Origin of the sequence: Streptomyces sp. NPDC088910 (genome assembly GCF_044749865.1) — a bacterium.
In the GTDB taxonomy this organism is placed as follows: domain Bacteria; phylum Actinomycetota; class Actinomycetes; order Streptomycetales; family Streptomycetaceae; genus Actinacidiphila.
Window position 1 is genome coordinate 156,345 of sequence record NZ_JBIVIV010000006.1, and the last position, 17,942, is coordinate 174,286.

11 protein-coding genes are annotated in these 17,942 nt (G+C 72.4%); 4 read left to right on the plus strand and 7 right to left on the minus strand.

The features are described from left to right. Positions 1 to 85 precede the first annotated feature (85 nt). Positions 86 to 4,096: a family 78 glycoside hydrolase catalytic domain gene (locus ACIP4Z_RS16025; protein WP_401308405.1), complete on the plus strand. Its 4,011-nt coding sequence runs from the start codon at positions 86 to 88 to the stop codon at positions 4,094 to 4,096. A 160-nt stretch (positions 4,097 to 4,256) separates the two neighbouring features. After that, positions 4,257 to 5,141, plus strand: coding sequence for a TIGR03620 family F420-dependent LLM class oxidoreductase (locus ACIP4Z_RS16030; protein WP_391045885.1), 885 nt, complete (start codon positions 4,257 to 4,259; stop codon positions 5,139 to 5,141). A gap of 73 nt (positions 5,142 to 5,214) precedes the next feature. Here ACIP4Z_RS16030 and ACIP4Z_RS16035 read toward each other — a convergent pair whose 3' ends face one another. The 3 genes from ACIP4Z_RS16035 to ACIP4Z_RS16045 form a co-directional block, all read right to left on the minus strand. Beyond that, positions 5,215 to 6,282 (minus strand): chitinase, encoded by a 1,068-nt coding sequence (locus ACIP4Z_RS16035; RefSeq protein ID WP_355341605.1) that lies wholly within the window; start codon positions 6,280 to 6,282, stop codon positions 5,215 to 5,217. A 135-nt stretch (positions 6,283 to 6,417) separates the two neighbouring features. Continuing rightward, entirely contained in the window at positions 6,418 to 7,263 is an 846-nt protein-coding gene (locus tag ACIP4Z_RS16040) for a hypothetical protein (protein WP_401308410.1), read from the minus strand. Positions 7,264 to 7,486: 223 nt separating this feature from the next. Then, complete coding sequence (locus tag ACIP4Z_RS16045) at positions 7,487 to 10,804, minus strand: GH92 family glycosyl hydrolase (protein ID WP_401308413.1); 3,318 nt, start codon at positions 10,802 to 10,804, stop codon at positions 7,487 to 7,489. Positions 10,805 to 11,345: 541 nt separating this feature from the next. On the opposite strand from ACIP4Z_RS16045, the gene ACIP4Z_RS16050 reads away from it, so the two are divergent. Further along, entirely contained in the window at positions 11,346 to 12,518 is a 1,173-nt protein-coding gene (locus tag ACIP4Z_RS16050; RefSeq protein ID WP_401308416.1) for an ROK family protein, read from the plus strand. Positions 12,519 to 12,631: 113 nt separating this feature from the next. Here ACIP4Z_RS16050 and ACIP4Z_RS16055 read toward each other — a convergent pair whose 3' ends face one another. Further along, positions 12,632 to 13,525, minus strand: a complete 894-nt coding sequence (locus ACIP4Z_RS16055) for an NADP-dependent oxidoreductase (protein ID WP_401308419.1) — start codon at positions 13,523 to 13,525, stop codon at positions 12,632 to 12,634. Positions 13,526 to 13,595: 70 nt separating this feature from the next. Here ACIP4Z_RS16055 and ACIP4Z_RS16060 point away from each other — a divergent pair, with 70 nt between their 5' ends. Further along, positions 13,596 to 14,183 carry a TetR/AcrR family transcriptional regulator gene (locus ACIP4Z_RS16060; RefSeq protein WP_401308422.1) on the plus strand — a complete coding sequence of 196 codons (588 nt, stop codon included), beginning with the start codon at positions 13,596 to 13,598 and terminating at the stop codon, positions 14,181 to 14,183. A gap of 105 nt (positions 14,184 to 14,288) precedes the next feature. On the opposite strand, the gene ACIP4Z_RS16065 is transcribed toward ACIP4Z_RS16060, so the two are convergent. The 3 genes from ACIP4Z_RS16065 to ACIP4Z_RS16075 all read right to left on the minus strand — a co-directional run bounded on the left by ACIP4Z_RS16065 (position 14,289) and on the right by ACIP4Z_RS16075 (position 17,883). Further along, a complete protein-coding gene (locus ACIP4Z_RS16065) occupies positions 14,289 to 14,876 on the minus strand; it encodes a short chain dehydrogenase (RefSeq protein WP_401308425.1) in 588 nt (195 codons plus the stop codon). 55 nt (positions 14,877 to 14,931) lie between these two features. Continuing rightward, complete coding sequence (locus tag ACIP4Z_RS16070) at positions 14,932 to 16,401, minus strand: aldehyde dehydrogenase family protein (RefSeq protein ID WP_401308428.1); 1,470 nt, start codon at positions 16,399 to 16,401, stop codon at positions 14,932 to 14,934. Between the two features lie 267 nt (positions 16,402 to 16,668). Continuing rightward, positions 16,669 to 17,883 (minus strand): MFS transporter, encoded by a 1,215-nt coding sequence (locus tag ACIP4Z_RS16075; RefSeq protein WP_401308431.1) that lies wholly within the window; start codon positions 17,881 to 17,883, stop codon positions 16,669 to 16,671. Positions 17,884 to 17,942: the final 59 nt, after the last annotated feature.

Genomic DNA, 17,942 nt, shown 5'->3' on the forward strand with positions numbered 1-17,942 from the left:
GCACACCTTGTCGTGGCACCGCCACACGCCGTATGAATCTATCCATGCATCTTGAAACGTTTCGATCGCATACCAGGAGAACACCGTGAAGCGGCCGGTCCGGACGACCGCCGCTCGCGTCGCCCCCCGGCGCCGCTCGGCGCTCCTCGCGGTGACCGCGGCCGTCGCGGCCCTGCTTCCCGCCGTCGGCTCGGTGACGCCCGCCCAGGCGTCGTCCGGGCACCTCGGCGCACTCGCGCCGACGTCCTTGCAGGTGGACGGGGAGTCCTCGGACGCGGTCGTCGGCGGTCAGCGCCCCACGTTGTCGTGGGTGGTGAACGACTCGCGGCGTGCCGAGGCGCAGACGGCGTATCAGGTCGTGGTCGAGGCGGCGGCCGTCGGGAAGGGCGGCCACGCGCATCAGGTGTGGGATTCGGGCCGCGTTCGTTCGGCCGATTCGGTGAATCGTTCTTATGGTGGTCCCGCGCTGGCGAGCAACACCACCTACACCTGGTCGGTGCGCACCTGGGACCGGGCGGGCGACCGCTCCCCCTGGTCGGCCCCCGCGCACTTCGACACCGCGCTGTTCTCCGCGTCCGACTGGTCCGCGTCCTGGCTGCGGGTCGCCGACGGCGCGCTGGTGCGCGGCGGCGTCGACCTCCCCAAGTCCGTCGCCCGCGCCCGGCTGTACTTCGGCGCGCAGGGCATCGTGGAACCGCACGTCAACGGCGCCGTGGCCGAACCCGGCCAGGTGCTCAACTCGACGGTGACCGACTACACCAAGCGCGTGCTCTACCGCGACTTCGACGTCACCCGGCAACTGGTGCGCGGACACAACGCGTTGGCCTTCATGGCGGGCAAGGGACAGTTCTCCGGGGAGCCGACCTTCGTCGCGCAGCTCAACGTCACCTACACCGACGGCACCTCCGCAACATTCGGCACCGGACCGGCCTGGCGCACCACCGCGGGGCCGGTGACCGGCGACGACTTCTACCTCGGCGAGACGTACGACGCCCGTCGGGCCGTGACCGGCTGGGACACCGCGGGCTTCGACGACAGCGCGTGGAAGCCCGTCGTGGCGGTCGCCGCCGCGACGCACCCGCAGAGCCTCGCGCAGGGCAGGCCGGTGACCTCGCGGGACACGACCGCCTGCTGCGGCTGGTCGCCCGCCGCCCTCACCGACGGCGTCGACGGCTCGACGGACGCCTCCCAGGGCTACCACTCGGCCGTCGCGACGACCGCGGACGACGCCAAGTGGGTGCAGGTCGACCTCGGTTCCGCGCAGCCGCTCTCGGGCGTCAGACTCTTCCCCGCCCGGCCGACCAACGACCCGGCGGGCGACCTGCCCGGCGCCGGATTCCCGGTCCGCTACCGCGTCGAGGCCGGTGACGACCCGACCTTCGCCACCGCGACGACCCTCGTGGACCGTACCGGCGCCGACCAGCCCAACCCCGGTACGGCGTCGGTTTCGATACCGGCCGAGGTGACGGCCCGTTATGTGCGCGTCACGGCCACCAAGCTGTACTGCAACGGCTCCGGGTGCAATCTCCGGCTCGCCGAACTCGGCGTGTACGGCGCCCGCCCGGCCACCGTCTTCAGCGCGCTGACCCGGCTCCAGGCCGACACGACGCCTCCGACACGTATCGTCAAAACCCTCAAGCCGGTGGCCGTCACGCACCCGGTGGCCGGGTCGCAGGTGTACGACTTCGGGCAGAACATCGTCGGCTGGGTGACGATCAGGGCAAGCGCCCCGTCCGGCACCACCGTTGACATCAAGAAGGGCGAGATCCTCGCCTCGGACGCCCAGGTCACCACGTCCAACATCAGCTTCGGCGACGGCGATCCGGTCCGGCAGACCGAGCATTACACCTTCGCGGGCAAGGGCGCCGAGACCTACGCCCCGCACTTCAACTACTCCGGCTTCCGGTACGCCCAGCTCACCGGCGTGCCCGCGGGCACCGCCGTCACCGTCACCGCGCAAGAAGTGCACTCCGACGTCGCCACGACCGGACAGTTCGACACGTCGAACAAGGTGCTGAACAGCATTCAGACCGCCCTCGTGCAGACCCAGTTGAACAACCTCCAGTCGATTCCGCTGGACTGCCCGACGCGTGAGAAGCACGGCTGGCTCGGCGACGCGGGCGACACCGACGTCGAGGCGATGAGCAACTTCGACATGCGGGCGTTCTACGACCAGTGGGCGCAGACCGTCGTCACCAGCGCCCACCCCGACGGCAGCCTGCCCTCGGTCGCGCCCACCCAGGGCGCCACCGACTGGTTCACCGACCCCGCGTGGGGCTCGGCCTACCCGCAGATCATCTGGGACTCCTACACGCAGTACGGCGACGCGGGCCTGGTGCGCGCCAATTACGCGCAGGTGAAGAGCTGGGTCGACTACCTCGGCACGATCAGCGACAGCGACCACGTCGTCACCGCCGCGCCCGGCTCCTGGGGCGACGACTGGGTGGCGACGGTCAGCACCCCGCACGTCTTCTTCCAGACCGGCTACTACTACCTGGACGCCACACTGCTGGCGAAGATGGCCGCGGTCGTCGGCGACACCGCGGACGCCAGGCGCTACACCGACCTGGCGCGGCAGATCGGGGCGGGCTTCACCAAGCGGTTCCTCGACGCCGACACCGGTGTGTGGAGCACCGGCACCCAACTGGCCTACGCCATGCCCCTGGTGCTCGGTCTGGTCCCGGCCGCTCAGCAGAAGGCGACCGTCGACCGGCTCGTCCAGGACATCGCCAAGCACGGCAATCACGTGACGACCGGCTTCGTCGGCACGTCCTTCGTTTACCAGGCGCTCGGCATGTCCGGCCGCAACGACGTGGCGCTGGCCGTCGCGGAGCGCACCGACTTCCCGAGCTTCGGCTACATGGTGGCCAACGGCCCCGGCACGATCTGGGAGAAGTGGCCGAACTCCTCGGCGGCGGACGGCACCTCGTCCAAGGACCACATCGGTCTCGCCGGTTCGATCGGCCAGTGGTACTATCAGCAGCTCGGCGGCATCCAGCCGGACACGGGACCGGCGGGCGCCGCGTACCGCGCCTTCACCCTCGCGCCCAGCGTGGTCGGCGACCTCACCCGGGTCTCCGCGCGGCAGCGGACCGCGCGCGGCACGGTCGTCAGCGCCTGGCAGCGCGACGGGTCCACGCTGACCTACCACGCGGTGGTGCCGGTCGGCTCGACCGCGACCATCAAGGTGCCGCTGCTCGGCGGCGCCCGGTCGACGGTGACCGAGAGCGGCCGGACGATCTTCGCGGACGGCCGCCGCGGCCGGAGCGACCCCGGCCTGAGCGTGGGCACGGCGGACGGCACGACGCTCACCGTGACCGCCGGGTCCGGTGACTACACCTTCACCGTCCGCCCGCCGCGGACCCCGTACACCCAGGTGTCGGTCTCCGCGGGCGCGCCCGCGCCCGCACTGGTCAAGGGGAACGGCGGTACGACGATCGGCGCGGTGGTCGAGGGCCACTCGACCGCGCCCGGCGCCACGGCGGCGGTCGGCGCCGACGTCCCCGCGGGCTGGACCGTGACGTCCACGCCCGCCCGCGTCCCGTTGACCCCGGCGTCCACCGCGACCTTGGCGAACGTCAAGGTCACCCCGCCGAGCGGGACGAGGAGCGGTACGTATCCGGTCACTGTGACCGTACGGTCGTCCGACGGTACGACGGCCAAGGCCGCCCTCGAGGTGCTGGTCCTCGGCAGTTGGCCGCAGGGCACCACGGCCGCCGCCTCCAGCGAACACGCGCCGAACGTCGTGGACGGCGCGACCCGTACGTACACCGCGGGCAATGCCGTCGACGGTGATCTGAGCACCTTCTGGAACGACGACACCGACTCCCGGTACCCCGACACCCTGACCGTCACCGCGCCCGCCCCGACCACACTGAACGGCGTGGGCTTCGCCTCGCACAGCGACGGCGTCCCGACCGCCTTCACCGTCCAGACCTGGGACGGCGCGGCGTGGGTGACACAGGCCGACCTCACCGGCAACACCGACCAGTACCGCTGGATCCCCTTCGCGGGCTCCGTCACCACCACGCGGGTCCGCGTCGTGGTGACAGCGGCGCAGAACAGCTTCACCCGGATCGTGGAGTTGACCCCCTAGGGCCGCCGTCCCAGGGCGCCTCACACGGGCGGCCCGGCTGTTCGTACCCGTTCGGCTCACCGGGTGCGGAACAGACGGGCCGCCCGTTCCGCTTGCATGGGTGATGGACCGCGCCCGGCCGACCGGGCGGGCGCGCGGCGCGCATCGAGGAAGGGCTCACATGGGACAGCACGACCGGCTGGGCAGGATCGGGATCTGGAGCGGCGCCTGGACGGCGGCGGTGAACGGCGCCGGAGTGACGTACACCGGCGCGTACGACGAGGCCGCCGCCGAGGTCGAGGCGCTGGGGTACGGCGCTGTCTGGCTCGGCGGGAGTCCCGGCGTCGCCGTCGCGGAGCCGCTGCTGAAGGCCACCACCCGGCTGACCGTGGCGACCGGCATCCTCAACATCTGGAACGACGAGGCGGCGGACGTCGCCTCGCAGTGGGCGGCGGTGGAGCGTACGCATCCGGGCCGGTTCCTGCTCGGGCTCGGCGTCAGCCACGGCCCGCTGGTCAAGCGCTACGCGCGGCCGTACTCCGCCATGGTCGACTACCTGGCGGCGCTGGACGCGGCGCCGGAGCCGGTGCCCGCCGGGCGGCGGGTGCTGGCGGCGCTCGGCCCGAAGATGCTGGAGCTGTCCCGTGACCGTGCGGGCGGCGCGCACCCGTATCTGGTCACCCCCGAGCACACCGCGAAGGCGCGCGCGGTCCTCGGTGCGGGGCCGCTGCTCGCGCCAGAGGTCAAGGTCGTGCTGGACACGGATCTGGAGTCGGGGCGTGCCAAGGCCAGGGACCATCTGAAGCTGTACCTGGCGCTGCCCAACTACACGAGCAATCTGCTGCGTTCGGGCTTCACCGAGGAGGACCTGGCGGGCGGTGGCAGCGACCGGCTGGTGGACGCGGTCTTCGCCGTGGGCGACGAGAGCGTCATCGCGGCGCGGGCGGCGGAGTTCCTCGCCGCGGGCGCCGACCACCTCGCGGTCCAGGTGGTCACCGGCGATCCGGCGCGGCCGTTGCCGCTGGCGGAGTGGCGCAGGCTCGCTCCGGTGCTGATCGAGGGCTGAGTCTCCGCTTCTTCGCGCGGAGTTGACCGGGACGCCCGCCCGCCGCGGACGGGCGCCCCGGATTCCCGCGGGATCAACGGCCTTGCAGCGCCTTGACGTTGTTGCCGAAGGTCCAGTTCTTCGAGCCGTCCCAGTTGAGCGACCAGGTCATCAGACCCTTGAGTGCGCCGCTGTAGCTGTTCCACGCCTGCGAGACCAGACCGGTCGTCATGTAGCCGCCGCCCGCGCCGGGTTGGGCGGGAAGGCCGGGGACCTGCTTGTCGTACGGGACGCGGATGGTGGCGCCCTGGACGACGAGCCCCTTGTTGAGGCAGGTGGTCTGCGCGGTGAAGCCGGCCACCGTTCCGGCCTGGTAGGAGTCGCCGGAGCAGCCGTACATGCTGCCGTTGTAGTACTGCATGTTGAGCCACCAGAGCTTGCCGTTGTCGGCGTACTTCTTCACGATCGGCAGGTAGGCGCCCCAGATCGAGCCGTAGGTGATGCTGCCGCCGGTGACGTACGCCGTCTCGGGGGCCATCGTCAGGCCGAAGCCCGCGGGCATCCGGGACAGGACGCCGTCGATGATCCGCTCCAGGTTGGCCTGCGAGGCGGAGAGGGTGTTGATGTTGCCGCTGCCGACCAGGCCGGTCTCGATGTCGATGTCGATGCCGTCGAAGTTGTACTTCTGGAGGATCGGCACGACGGTGGCGACGAAGCGGTCGGCGACCGCGCTCGAGCTGAGGTCGATGCCGGCCGCGGCCCCGCCGATGGACATCAGGATCGTGGCGCCCGCCGCCTTGGCCTGGCACATCTCGGCCGGGGTGGCGACCTTGACGCCGGTGTCCATGCCGTCCTGCCACAGGACGGTGCCGTCGGACTGGATGACGGGGAAGGCCGCGTTGATCACGTTGTAGCCGTGGGCGGCGATCCGGCTGTCGGTGATGGGGATCCAACCGAGGCCGGGGTGCACGCCGTTGGCGGCGCCGTCCCAGTTCTCCCAGTACCCCTGGAGCACCTTGCCCGAGGGCCGTGCCTTGGTCGCGCAGGTGTCGGCCGCGGCCGACGCCGGTTGTGCCGCGTGGGTCGCCGCGGCGACCGGAATCTGCGCCAGGAAGGCCATGGCGAGGCCGACTCCCAGCAGACGCACCCTCCGACCGATCATGTCGTACTCCTCGTGGTGTCGTCGCGCACTCACAGGCCGTAGTGGACCGGATCGTAAAGTGGTCTGAACCACTCGTCAATAGGTCTGGACCAAGCCCGTGGTGCGGCGACGACAGTGACGGGGGATACGGAAGGGTCAGCCGGTGGTCGGACGGTAGGCGTAGGCGGTGGTGGAGACCGCGCACACGCTCGGCGAAATGATCTCGACCCGCAGCACCTTCGCGTTCGCGTCGTAGTCGACGCCCTCGGTCTCGAAGCCGCCCGAGCAGACGCTGACGCGCGGCACCTGGAAGAGGGTGGCGACCCGGCCGGTGACGGGCGTGCCGTCGAGCGCGTGCGGCAGGTCGACCTGGAAGACGTCCTTGGCGTCGTTGTCGGAGACGCAGACCAGCCGGGTCGCGGAGACGAAGTCGCAGCCCTGAACGTCCGTGACGGCCTTGTCGAGGCTGATCTGTCCGGCCTGCGCGAGGGTGCCGCCGGTGGCCGGGGTGGCCGGGTTGGTCAGCGGGGCGGGGAAGACCTGGAGCCGGTTGACCGTGCCCCACTCCCCCTCGACCAGCCACCGCGCGTCCGGCGAGACGGTCGCGAAGGAGTTGTTGAGCAACTCGCCCTGGTCCAGCGGGTGCACGTAGTCGTAGCTGTGCCCGTCGGGCGTGGTGACCTCGAACATCTTCGAGGTGGCGCTGTCGCCGCCCTGGTAGGCGTCGAAGACGTAGCCGTTGACGATGTCCGGGTCTCCGACGTGGTTCCAGCCCGCGATGCGCAGCCGCAGCGGGATCGAGCCGAGGCCGCGGGTGAGGACCGAGCCGTCGGCGCGGGTGGCGATGCCCTCGCCCGCGGTGAGCGTGCTGTACACCGTGTTGCCTGCGGCCACCCACCCGCCGGGCGAGTCGGCGTGCGCGGTGGAGGTGCCCACGGCGGTCAGGGCCGCGGTGGCGAGCAGCAGGGCGGCGGCGCGGCTACGGAGTGCGCGTGCGGTCAACGGAACCCCCGGTGTGGACGGTGGGGGCCGCCCGCGGCACGGGGCAGCCCTGTGACAGCAGTGACCCTAGGGCCTGACGGGCCGACGCCACCACAGCGCGTGGGCCAACTCGGCCTGAACGGGCGGCGATCGGTTCGTTCGCGCCGGACATGGGTGCGGGGCGGGCGGGGCCGGTCGTGCCGGTCCTCGCCCGCCCCGCGCTCTCCGCGGTGGGCTGCCGGGGTCAGGCGGTCGCCACGGAGAAGATGTGCATGTCACCGCCGTTCGTGCTGGACGGCAGCGTCACACTGGCCAGTTGCTTGCCCGCCTGGAGCGCGATCGGCGCGGTGGAGAAGATCTCGATGCCCACCGGGTCCTTTCCGCCGCCCTGGACGTCGCGGTACGCGGTGTGCACCGCCACGACGTTGCCGTACGAGGGCTGCTGGGAGCCGCCGCCGAGCGTCCAGTCGCTGAAGCCGATGTCGGCCTTCTGAGTGGTGCCGTCGGTGTACGTCAGCGTCACCGTGCCGGTGGTCTGGCCCTCGCTGGCGCTGCCGAGCAGGCTCAACTTGGTAGCACCGGCAGCGGACTTGGAGACGTCCAGCACCTGGTCGCCGCCGCCCACCACGATGTTGTCGGGCGCGCCGGGCGCCACCTGGGGCCAGGTGAAGTCGAAGCCCCCGGAGGACACCGTGCCGCCGGGCGCGGCACCGGCCGCGGCGAGCGCCGCCGCCGAGTAACTCCAGCCCTCGCCGTCGAAGTTGGCGGACGGATTCGTGTCGTCGGCGGAGATGCCGTTGTTGTTGACGTACCAGGTGAGGGTGCCGCGTACGCCGACCGTCACCGACAGCGAGGCCGCCGGGGCGGTGCCGCCGTGCGCGGAGCCGAGCGTGATCGGGACCGTGTAGACCCCGGCCTTGGTGTCGGCGGCCACCGACACGGAGAACTTCGCGCTGGTGGCGCCGCCCTTCGGGACGGTCACCGTGCCGGACGCGGGCTTGAGCGTGATGCCCGCGGGCGGCTTCGCGGTCCAGCGGACGTCGACCTTCTTGTCCTGGATCGTGGACAGCTTGACGGCGGCGTCCGCGGAGCCGCCGGGCTCGATCTTCACCTGGCCGGGGTCGGTCGAGGCGAAGAACGGGGCCTCACCGTCGCGGAAGGACGGCGGCGCGTTCTTGGCCGCGCTCCCCCACGTGGTGTTCGCGGTGCCGCCCAGGGTGTAGTCCAGGGTGCCGCCGCGGGTGACGAACGAGGCGGGGACCCACGGCTGGTCGGACTTCTTGCCGTTGACGCGCAGGCCCTGGATGTAGATGTTCTCGGCCGACGCCCGCGGGGCGTTGACCGTGATCGTCTTCCCGAGCCCGGTGTGGATCACCGCGCGCGGGAAGACCGGGCTGGAGAGCACCAGGTCGGCGCGGCTGGGCACCTGCGGGTACATGCCGAGCGCGGAGAAGACGTACCAGGACGACATCGTGCCCGCGTCGTCGTTGCCGGGGATGCCGCCGGGCGCGTTGGTCCACAGGCCGTCGGTCTCGGCGCGCACGGTCTCCTGGGTCTTGTACGGGGCGCCCAGGTAGTCGTACACGTACGGCGCGTTGATGTCGGGCTCGTTGGTGGCGTCGTAGCGCGTGTCGTCCTTCGCGGAGAAGTCGAAGGTGCCGTCCGGGTTGCGGAAGAAGGCGTCGAGGCGGGAGATCGCGGTGGCGTTGCCGCCCATGGCCTTGGCCAGTCCGGCGATGTCGGAGTAGACCATCCACGTGTAGCGGGCGCTGCTGCCCTCGACGAAGCCGCTGCCGGTGGCGGGGTTGAAGGTGGCTCCCACCCACGACCCGTCGGACTTGCGGTCGCGCATGTAGCCGCCCTGCGCGGTCGCGTTCGGATCGAAGACGTTGGTCCAGTTGCCGCTGCGGTCGAGGAACTTCCGCTGGTTCTTTCGGTCGCCGACCTGTCCCGCCAGCTCCGCGAGACCGAAGTCCGCGGCGGCGTCCTCCAGGGTCTCGGCGGCGCCTCCCCAGCAGTGGCAGTTGTCGGACGGCACGTAACCGAGCGTCAGGTACTTGTCCAACGCCGGTCGCTGGCCCACGCATTCGACGTTGCAGCCGGAGCTGTCGGAGTCGTTGGCGGTCGGCACGGTGGCCGCCTTCACCAGCGAGGCGAGGGCGCCCCTGACGTCGAAGTCCCGGCCGCCGAAGGCGTAGATGCCCGCGAGCGCCGCGTCGGACGGGTCGCCGGACATGATGCTGGTCTTGCCGTTCTCCAGCAGCCAGCGGTCCCATTCGCCGTCGCGCTGCTGGGCATAGTTGAACAGCGACTGCGCGTAGTCACTGCCGACTCTCGGCTGAAGCAGCGTCAGCAACTGCACCTGCGCCCGGTACTGGTCCCAGCCGGAGAAGGTGCCGTACTGCTCGTGCTGTCCCCTGGCCAGCGAGTGGGTCTTGCGGTCGCCGCCCAGATACTGGCCGTTGACGTCGCTGGTGAGGGTCGGCTCCAGCATCGAGTGGTAGAGCGCGGTGTAGAAGGTGGTGTTCTGGTCGGCGGAGCCGCCGGACACCTGGATCTTGCGCAGCGCGGTGTTCCACGCGGCGGTGGCCTTCGACCTGATCGAGTCGAAGCCGGCGCGCTGCGGGTTCTCCGCCGTCAGGTTGGCCTCGGCGTTGCGCGCGCTCACGTACGAGATCGCGACCTTGGCCTGCACCTGCTTGGTGCCGGACGCGAAGGTCACATACGCGCCCGAGCCCTTGCCCGCGGTCGCGTTGCCGCTGGAGTTGTAGCCGGTGCCGCCGCTGGCCGATGTGGAGCCGGGCGTCAGGGTGCCGTCGGTCCAGGTGCCGACCTTGGCGAATGGCTGGTCGAAGTGGGCCGTGAAGTAGAGGGTGTAGACGTCGTGCCGGTTGTTCGCGCTCTGCGGTCCGCAGAAGTTGCCCGCGCTGACCGAGCCGGTCACGGTACGGGCCGCCGCGTTCACGGTGACGTCCGCCGCGGCGCTGCCGCTCTCGGAGTTGGACGTACGGAACAGCACGCTGGCGGGCTTGTCGGCCGGGAAGCCGAACTGGCCGGTGCCGGTGCGCTCGGTGGTGGTCAGCCGCGCGCTGGCCCCGCTGTCCAGGCCGACCTGGTAATAGCCCGCCTGCGCCGTCTCGTTGGCGTGCGAGAAGGTCGAGGCGTACTTCGCGTCCTTGGTGTCGGCGCTCGGCGAGGAGTCGACGTCGCCCACGTACGGCATGATCGGTATGTCGCCGTTGGCGCCGGAACAGCCCACGCCGTTGAGGTGGGTCAGGCTGAAGCCGCGGATCTTCGTCGCGTCGTACCGGTATCCGCCGGGGGCGGGTGTCGAGAACTGGTTGCCCGTCGAATTCTGCGGGCTCCACGCCAGCATGCCGAACGGCAGCACGGCGCCGGGGTAGGTATTGCCGGCGTTCGAGGAGCCGATCAGGGGGTTGACGTACGAGGCCGGGTCGGCGTCATGCCCCCCGGAGGCGCCGGGACTCGCGGTGGCGGGTCCGGCGCCGAGGCCCAGGCCGATGCCGAGGACCGCCGTCGCCACCGCGGCCACGGCGCGCACGCCGCGACCCTTCCACCGCCTTCTGTCCACGGGTCGCACTGATCTGTCCGACACGGTTCCCGCCCTTCGTGTGTATCGCTTACGACAACGTTGTCAAACGATCAACTGTAGATGTTCCTCCCGGGGTTGGAGGGTGTCAAGAGTTGTCAGGTACCCGCGGGCGGGGTGGGGCGGCGGCTCGGAGCGGGGTGGGGCGGCGGCCCGGAGCGGGGTGGGGTGGCGGCCCGGAGCGGGATGGGGTGGCGGCTCGGCGGGAGGCGGAGTCGCGGCGTCGGGGCGGTGTCGCGTACGGCTCGCGGCGGGCGCGCGGGCGGCGGTGTTCGGGCAAGCGGGTGAACACAGCGGGGTGCCGTGACGTCGATCGGGTAACTTTGCCCTGCGCGCCTGTCGCGTGGGCCGCGGGGCGGGATCGGGAGCCGCCCCCCGGAGGCCGGGCGACCTTCGCCGGGGCCTGGTCGGCACTGACCGGCACGGTCCGGCACTGACCGGGCACTGACCGACGCCGTCCGGCACCGTCCGACGCCGTCCGAGATGGGACTTGATGGACACCACCGCCGCCGCCGACCGCTTCGAACTGCCCGCCAGCGCCCGCGCCGTGCTGCGCGCGCTGGCCACCGACGGCCCGGCGACCCGGCCGCAGCTCAGCACCGCGCTCGCGCTGTCCCGGCCCACGATGTCGGTGGCCATGGCGGAGCTGTCACGGCTCGGGCTGGTCGAGGGGCAGGGCAGTTCACGCGGTGCCACCGGGCGCAGCGCCGTCCTCTACTCGCTCGCGCCGACCGCCGGGCACGTCCTCGGCGTCGAGATCGGCGCCACCGTGGTCCGGGCGGCGGCGTACACCCTCGACGGCCAGGAGATCTGCACCGCCGAGGTGCGGCTGCCCTCCGACCAGCCGACGGTCACACCGGAGGCGGCGGACGCGGCGGCGGGGGTGGTGCGTACGGTGCGCGAGGAGGTCGGGGCGCGGTACGGGCCGCTGCGCGAGGTGGTGGTCGCGGCGCCGACGCTGCCGAATGTGGGGGCTTCCGGTGCGGGACGCGGAGGCGGTGGCCTTCAGCCGGACGGCACGGTACGGATCACCGACGCGCTCGCCGTGCCCGACGGCGTGCCGGTCACCGTCGAGAACAACGTCAACTGCGCCGCCGTCGCCGAGCACCGCTTCGGTGTCGCCCGCCACCAGCAGATGTTCGCCTACATCCAGGTCGGCGTGAAGATCGGCGTCGGCATCGTGCTCGACGGACGCCTGATGCAGGGTGCGAACGGCGCCGCCGGTGAGGCCGCCATGCTGCCCTTCCCCTGGTCGGAGTCCCAACAGCCCCGGCGCGCCGGGCTCGAGCAGTTCCTCGGTTCCGACGCCCTGATGGAACGCTGCCGCGCCGCCTGGCCCGCCTCCGGCGGCGGACCCGTGCCACTGGACGCCAAGGCCCTCTTCGCGTCCGCCGCCTCCGGCCACGCCGCCGCCCGCCGCGTCGTCGACGAACACGCCGCCGCCATCGGCCGCCTCGTCGCCGCCGTCGTCGCCCTGCTCGACCCCGGCCTCGTCGTCCTCGGCGGCGGCGTGGGCCAGAACCAGCTGGTCCTCCTGGAAGTCCGCCGCACCGTCCACGAACTGACCTGGCCCACCGACATCACCATCGGCGGCCTCGCCGACCGCGCCACCCTCCTCGGCGCCGTCCACGTCGCCCTGACCCGCGCCCTGGACTCGATGACCTAGGGCCTCCGCAAGGTCCCGTCCGGCTGGCGGCGCCTGGCACGCACGCTCGCTGCGTTGTCGGGCTCATCCGAATAGGCCCAGGCGTGTCCGCAAGGTCTCGTCCGGCTGGCGGGTCAGACGATCAGGACTCTGCGGCCGCGGGTGTGGCCGGCCTGGCTGTCGGCGTGGGCCGCGGCGGCCTCGGCGAGGGGGTAGGAGGTGTCGACGGGGATGCGGAGCGCGCGGCGGGTGATGAGGGCGGCGGCCTCGGCGAGGGCGGCGGGGACGCTGCCCGCGGTGCCGGAGAAGCGGACGCCGTGGTCGGGGGCGGTGAGGTCGGCGATGGAGACGACCTTGCGGGGGTCGCCGGTGAGGGCGACGAGTTCGGGGACGACGCCGGAGCCCGCGAGGTCGAGCGCGGCGTGGACGGGGCCGAGGGCGCGGACCCGGTCGGTCCAGCCGTCGCCGTAGGTCGTGGCGAGGGCGCCGAGTTCGCGGAGGTAGTCCTGGTTGGCGGGCCCCGCGGTGCCGATGACGGTGACGCCGCGGTCGCGGGCGATCTGGAGGACGGCTGATCCGACGCCCCCGGAGGCGCCGCTGACCAGCAGGGTCTGTCCCGGCTCGACGCCGACCTCGCGGAGGATCCGCAGCGCGGTCTCAACCACGGAGGGGTATCCGGCCGCCTCTTCGAAGGTCAGCCCTTCGGGGATCCGGGCCCAGGCCGAGAGGACCGCGAACTCGGCGTAGGTGCTGGTCCCTTCGCCGAATACGTGGTCGCCGATCTCGACACCGTCGACGCCCTCGCCGATCTCGTCCACCACTCCGGCGGCGTCCAACCCGACGCCCGCGGGCAGTTGGACCGGATGGGCCTTGAGGATCTGGCCTTCGCGAACCCGCCAGTCGGCGGGGTTCACACCGGCCGCCCGTACGGCGACGCGTATCAGGCCGGGGCCCGCGTGGGGCTCCTCGGCGTCGATGAGGCGCAGGACATCGGGGCCGCCGAACTCGGCGAAGCTCACTTTCTTCATGCGACGGACCGTAACACTAACGGTTAGCGTTTTGAAACCGTTCCTGTTTCGTAGCTGATAGTGTGCGGTCATGACCGTGCCGACCGGGCGCCGTGAGCGCAAGAAGGCCGCGACCCGCCGGAAGATCGCCGACACCGCCCTGCGGCTCTTCCTGGAGCGCGGCTACGACGCGGTGGGAATCCGTGACGTGGCGGCCGAGGCCGACGTGGCCGTCACCACGCTCTTCTCGCACTTCGCCGCCAAAGAGGCGCTGGTGTTCGAGCAGGACGAGGACTTCGAGGAACGCCTCACGCGGGCGGTCACCGACCGGGCACCGGACGAGCCGGTCGTGCCCGCGCTGCGCCGCGAGATACACGCCCTGGTACGGCACTGCACGGCGGACGGCGCCGCGCCGGTCTGGCGGATGATCGACGGGTCGCCCGCGCTGCGGAAGTACGAGGAGTCGATGCGGCTGCGGCACGCGGAGTCGGTGGCCGCGGCCCTCGTCGCCGATCCCGGACTGCCGCAGAGCGCGACGGCCTGCCGGACGCTCGCGAGGTTCGTGATCGACGCATTCTCGCTGGCCCGCGAGTCGGCCGATCCGCAGGCCGCGGTGGACGAGGTCTTCGCGATGATCGACGCGGCCTGGGAGGCCGCCCGCCCCTCACGGCAGGCGTGAGGAACGCGAAGGACGCGGGGAACGCGACGACCGCCGGGAACGCCGGGAACGCCAGGGACGGGACGCAGCGACCCGCGGCTCAGGCAGAGAAAGCCCGCCCCCGGCTCACGGGCGGAAGGTGCGGCCCCGCACCGTCCCCTCCGCGATCCCGACGTAGACCTCCGCGACCTCGCGGACGGGGGTGCCCGCGGCGGGATCGGCGGCCATGGCCCGGAGGGTCTCACTGATCCAGCCGGGGCTGACGAGGTTGAGGCGCAGCCCGCGCGGGAGTTCGCTCGCGGCGTTGCGGACGAAGCCCTCGAGGCCGCTGTTGATGAGCGCGCCCAGCGAGCCGCCCGCCATGGGCGCGGCGAAGGTGCCGCCGGTCAGGGTGATGGAGCCGCCGTCGCGCACATGGCGGGCCGCGCGCTGGACCAGGGCGACCTGGCCCCAGAGTTTGGCCCGCACCCCGGTCGCGAAGTCCTCGTCCGTGGCCGACGCCAGCTCCAGCAGCGGGCCGTTGGCGGCGCAGCACACGACCGCGTCCAGACCGTCGACCTCACCGAAGAGCGTGTCCATCGTGGACGGGACTTCGAGGTCCACCTTCAGCGGACCCCGGCGCGAGGCCGCGACCACCTCGTGCCGTGCCGCTGTCAGCGCGGCGGCCACCGCGCTCCCGACGGTTCCGGAAGCTCCGATCAGCAGTGCCCTCATGCCCCCGATCATCCCCCACCGGCCCCCTCCCCCTCAACGACCCCACCCGACCCGGTCAGTACGGGTAGTGGACCGGCGTGGACTGCACGGTGAGCCACCGCAGTTGGGTGAATTCGTGGAGGTTGGACTCACCGCCGGAACGGCCGCCGAGGCCGGACGCGGCGAGGCCGCCGAAGGGCGCCTGGGGCTCGTCGAGGCAGGTCGAGTCGTTGACGTGGACCATGGCGGAGCCGAGCCCCGCGGCGAGGCGGCGACCGCGCGCGAGGTCGGAGGTGAGGACGGCGTCGACCAGGCCGTACGGGGTGTCGTTGGCGACGGCGAGAGCCTCGGCGTCGGTGTCGACGGCCAGCACGGGGGCGATGGGGGCGAAGATCTCCTCGGTCCACAGGGCCATGTCGCGGGTGACATCGGTGACGACAGTGGGCCGGTGGAAGAGGCCGTCGCCGTCGCCGCCCTCGACGACCGTGGCACCCGCGGCGACGGCCTCGGCGAGGAGTTCGCGGGCCCGTTCGCGCTGTTCCGCGCTGATCATCGGGCCGAGGCCGACGCCGTCCGTGGTCGGGTCGCCGACGGTGATCCTGGCGGCACGCGCGGCGAGATCGGCGACGTAGGCGTCGAAGACGGGCCGCTGGACGATGTGCCGGCCCGCGGTGATGCAGGTCTGGCCCTGGTAGTGGAAGGCGGACCAGGCGCCGATCTGTCCGGCCTGGTCGAGGTCGGCGTCGTCCAGGACGATCAGGGCGTTGTTGCCGCCGAGTTCGAGGGAGACCTTCTTCAGGCGCTCGCCCGCCTCCCGCGCGATGGTGCGGCCGACGGCGCTGGATCCGGTGAAGTGGACCATGGCGATGTCGGGGTGCGCGGTCAGCGTTTCGCCGGTGTCCTGCCCGCCGGGCACGACCTGGAGTACGCCCGCGGGGAGTCCGGCCTCGGCGAAGACATCGGCGATCAGCAGTCCGCCGCTGAGCGGGGTGTGCGGTGAGGGCTTGAGGACGACGGCGTTGCCGACGGCGAGGGCGGGCGCGAGGACGCGCATGGCCAGCACCAGCGGGAAGTTCCACGGGGTGATCACACCGACGACGCCCAACGGGACGCGCTGCGCGACGCTTTCCCGGCCGGGCGCACGCGTGGGCAGCGTCTCGGCCCGTATGTGACCGGCGAGCGCGGCGGCCAGGTGGAGTTCTTCGACCGCTCCGGCGATCTCGTACTCGGCCTTGCCGCGGATCGAGCCGGTCTCGCGGACGAGGAGGTCGGCGAACTCCCCCGCGCGGGCGCGCAGTCGGGCGGCGGCCTCGCGCAGCACGTCGGCGCGGGCGCCGAAGTCCGCGGCGGCCCAGGCCCGTCCGGCGACGGCGGCCTCCCGCGCGGCGCGGTCCAGGTCGGCCGGCGAGGCCCAGCCCGCCCGGCCGAGCGGTTCCTGGCGCGCCTTGTCGAGGACCGTCGACGTACGCCCGTTCTCGGCCGGGACGAAGGCCCCGCCGACGAAGAGAGCGCCGTCCCGGGCGCGCGGCGTGGATGGGGTCGGCATAACGGGCCTCCGTGTCGAAGCACTGGTCGAAGTACGGGTGTTGCGGTGCGGGTCCCGGTGGCGCCGCGCGTCGGGTACGGGCGCGCGGCGGTACGGCGGCCCGCGCGGCGGTGTCCTCGCGGTCCGCGCGCGCCCGGGCAGCACGACAGCGCCGGTCCGGCCGTCTGAGTTTGTTAACCTTCCGAACTCTCACCGTAGCAGCGAAGACCGGCTTTGAGGAGGGCCGTCCGGCAGGAGGGCCGTCCGGCAGGAGGCGTTCCGTCCGCGTCAACCGCTGAGCCGTGCCCCCTGGTCCTTCTCCGTGGCGACCGCGGCGGAGGACAGGAGCGTCGCGGCGGCGAGGCTGCCCCACAGAGCCGTCGAGCCGTACGGGGCGAGGGCGGTGATGGCCGCGGGAGAGACGGCGAGGCCGAAGCCGGTGGAGAGTTGGAAGCGGGCGAGGGTGCGTCCCAGGACGTGGGCCGGTGCGAGGGCGGTGACCAGCGCGGTGGCGCTTCCGGCGTAGATGATCTCGCCGAGCGTGCAGACCACGGACACGGTGGCCACGGCCGGGGCGCCCCAGCCGTGCCGCAGTTCGGTGGCAGCGAGGAAGCCGAGGTAGGACGCGGTGAGGACGACACCAGCGAGGGCGAGCACGGACCGCCGGGAGAAGCGGGACATCAGGACGGTGACCGGGACCTGGAGGGTGACCACCAGCACGGTGTTGGCCACGAAGACGGCCGCCGACCACACCGGGGACGCGTGCAGTTGGGTCACCAGGACCAACGGGAGCGCGATCTCGGGGACGTTGAGGCAGAAGACGTAGACCACGTTGGCGGCCAGCAGCGCGCGCATCCGGGGCGCGGGACCGCTGTCGCCGCCCTCGGCGGGGGCGGCGGCCGGGTCCGCGCGCAGCCGGACCGACCACGCCAGGGCCGCGGCGGTGAGATACGCGAGCCCGGTGACGCCCGCCAGGACCTGCAACGCGGCGGCGCCGCCCGCCAGGCACGCGGTGGCGAGCAGCCCGCCCGCGCCCATACCGGCGTTGCGCAGGGCGCGGCCCGCCGCGAGCGCGGTGTCGCGGTCCCTGCCGTGGGCGACGGTGGCCACCACGGCGGCGTGGGCGGCGGGCCACGCCTGGTTGCCGATGCCGAGGAAGAGCGCCGCCGCCGCGAACATCCAGCCGTTGCCCGCCGGAGTGGCCAGCAGCAGCGCCACGCCCAGCACGCGCACCAGCATCGACGCCGCCACGGCCGTACTGCGCGCGCCCCGGTCCAGCCACAGCCCGACGGCGGGCACGCACACCAGCCCCACGACGACACCGGCCGTCATGGCGATGCCGGTGGCGGGCGCGGACAGGCTCAGCACCGTCACCCCGTAGAGCAGCAGGAACGGCCGGAGCAGGCCGGTGCCGAGCGCGTCCACGGTCATGGCGACGGCGTAGCGGGGGCCTCCGAAGGCGCGGACGAGGGCGCGGGGCCGGATCTGGGTGGTGGTTGCCATGGCGACAACGGTGCGTTCGGCCGCCGCGCCCGCCGCGTCGGTTGACGCAGACCGTCAAC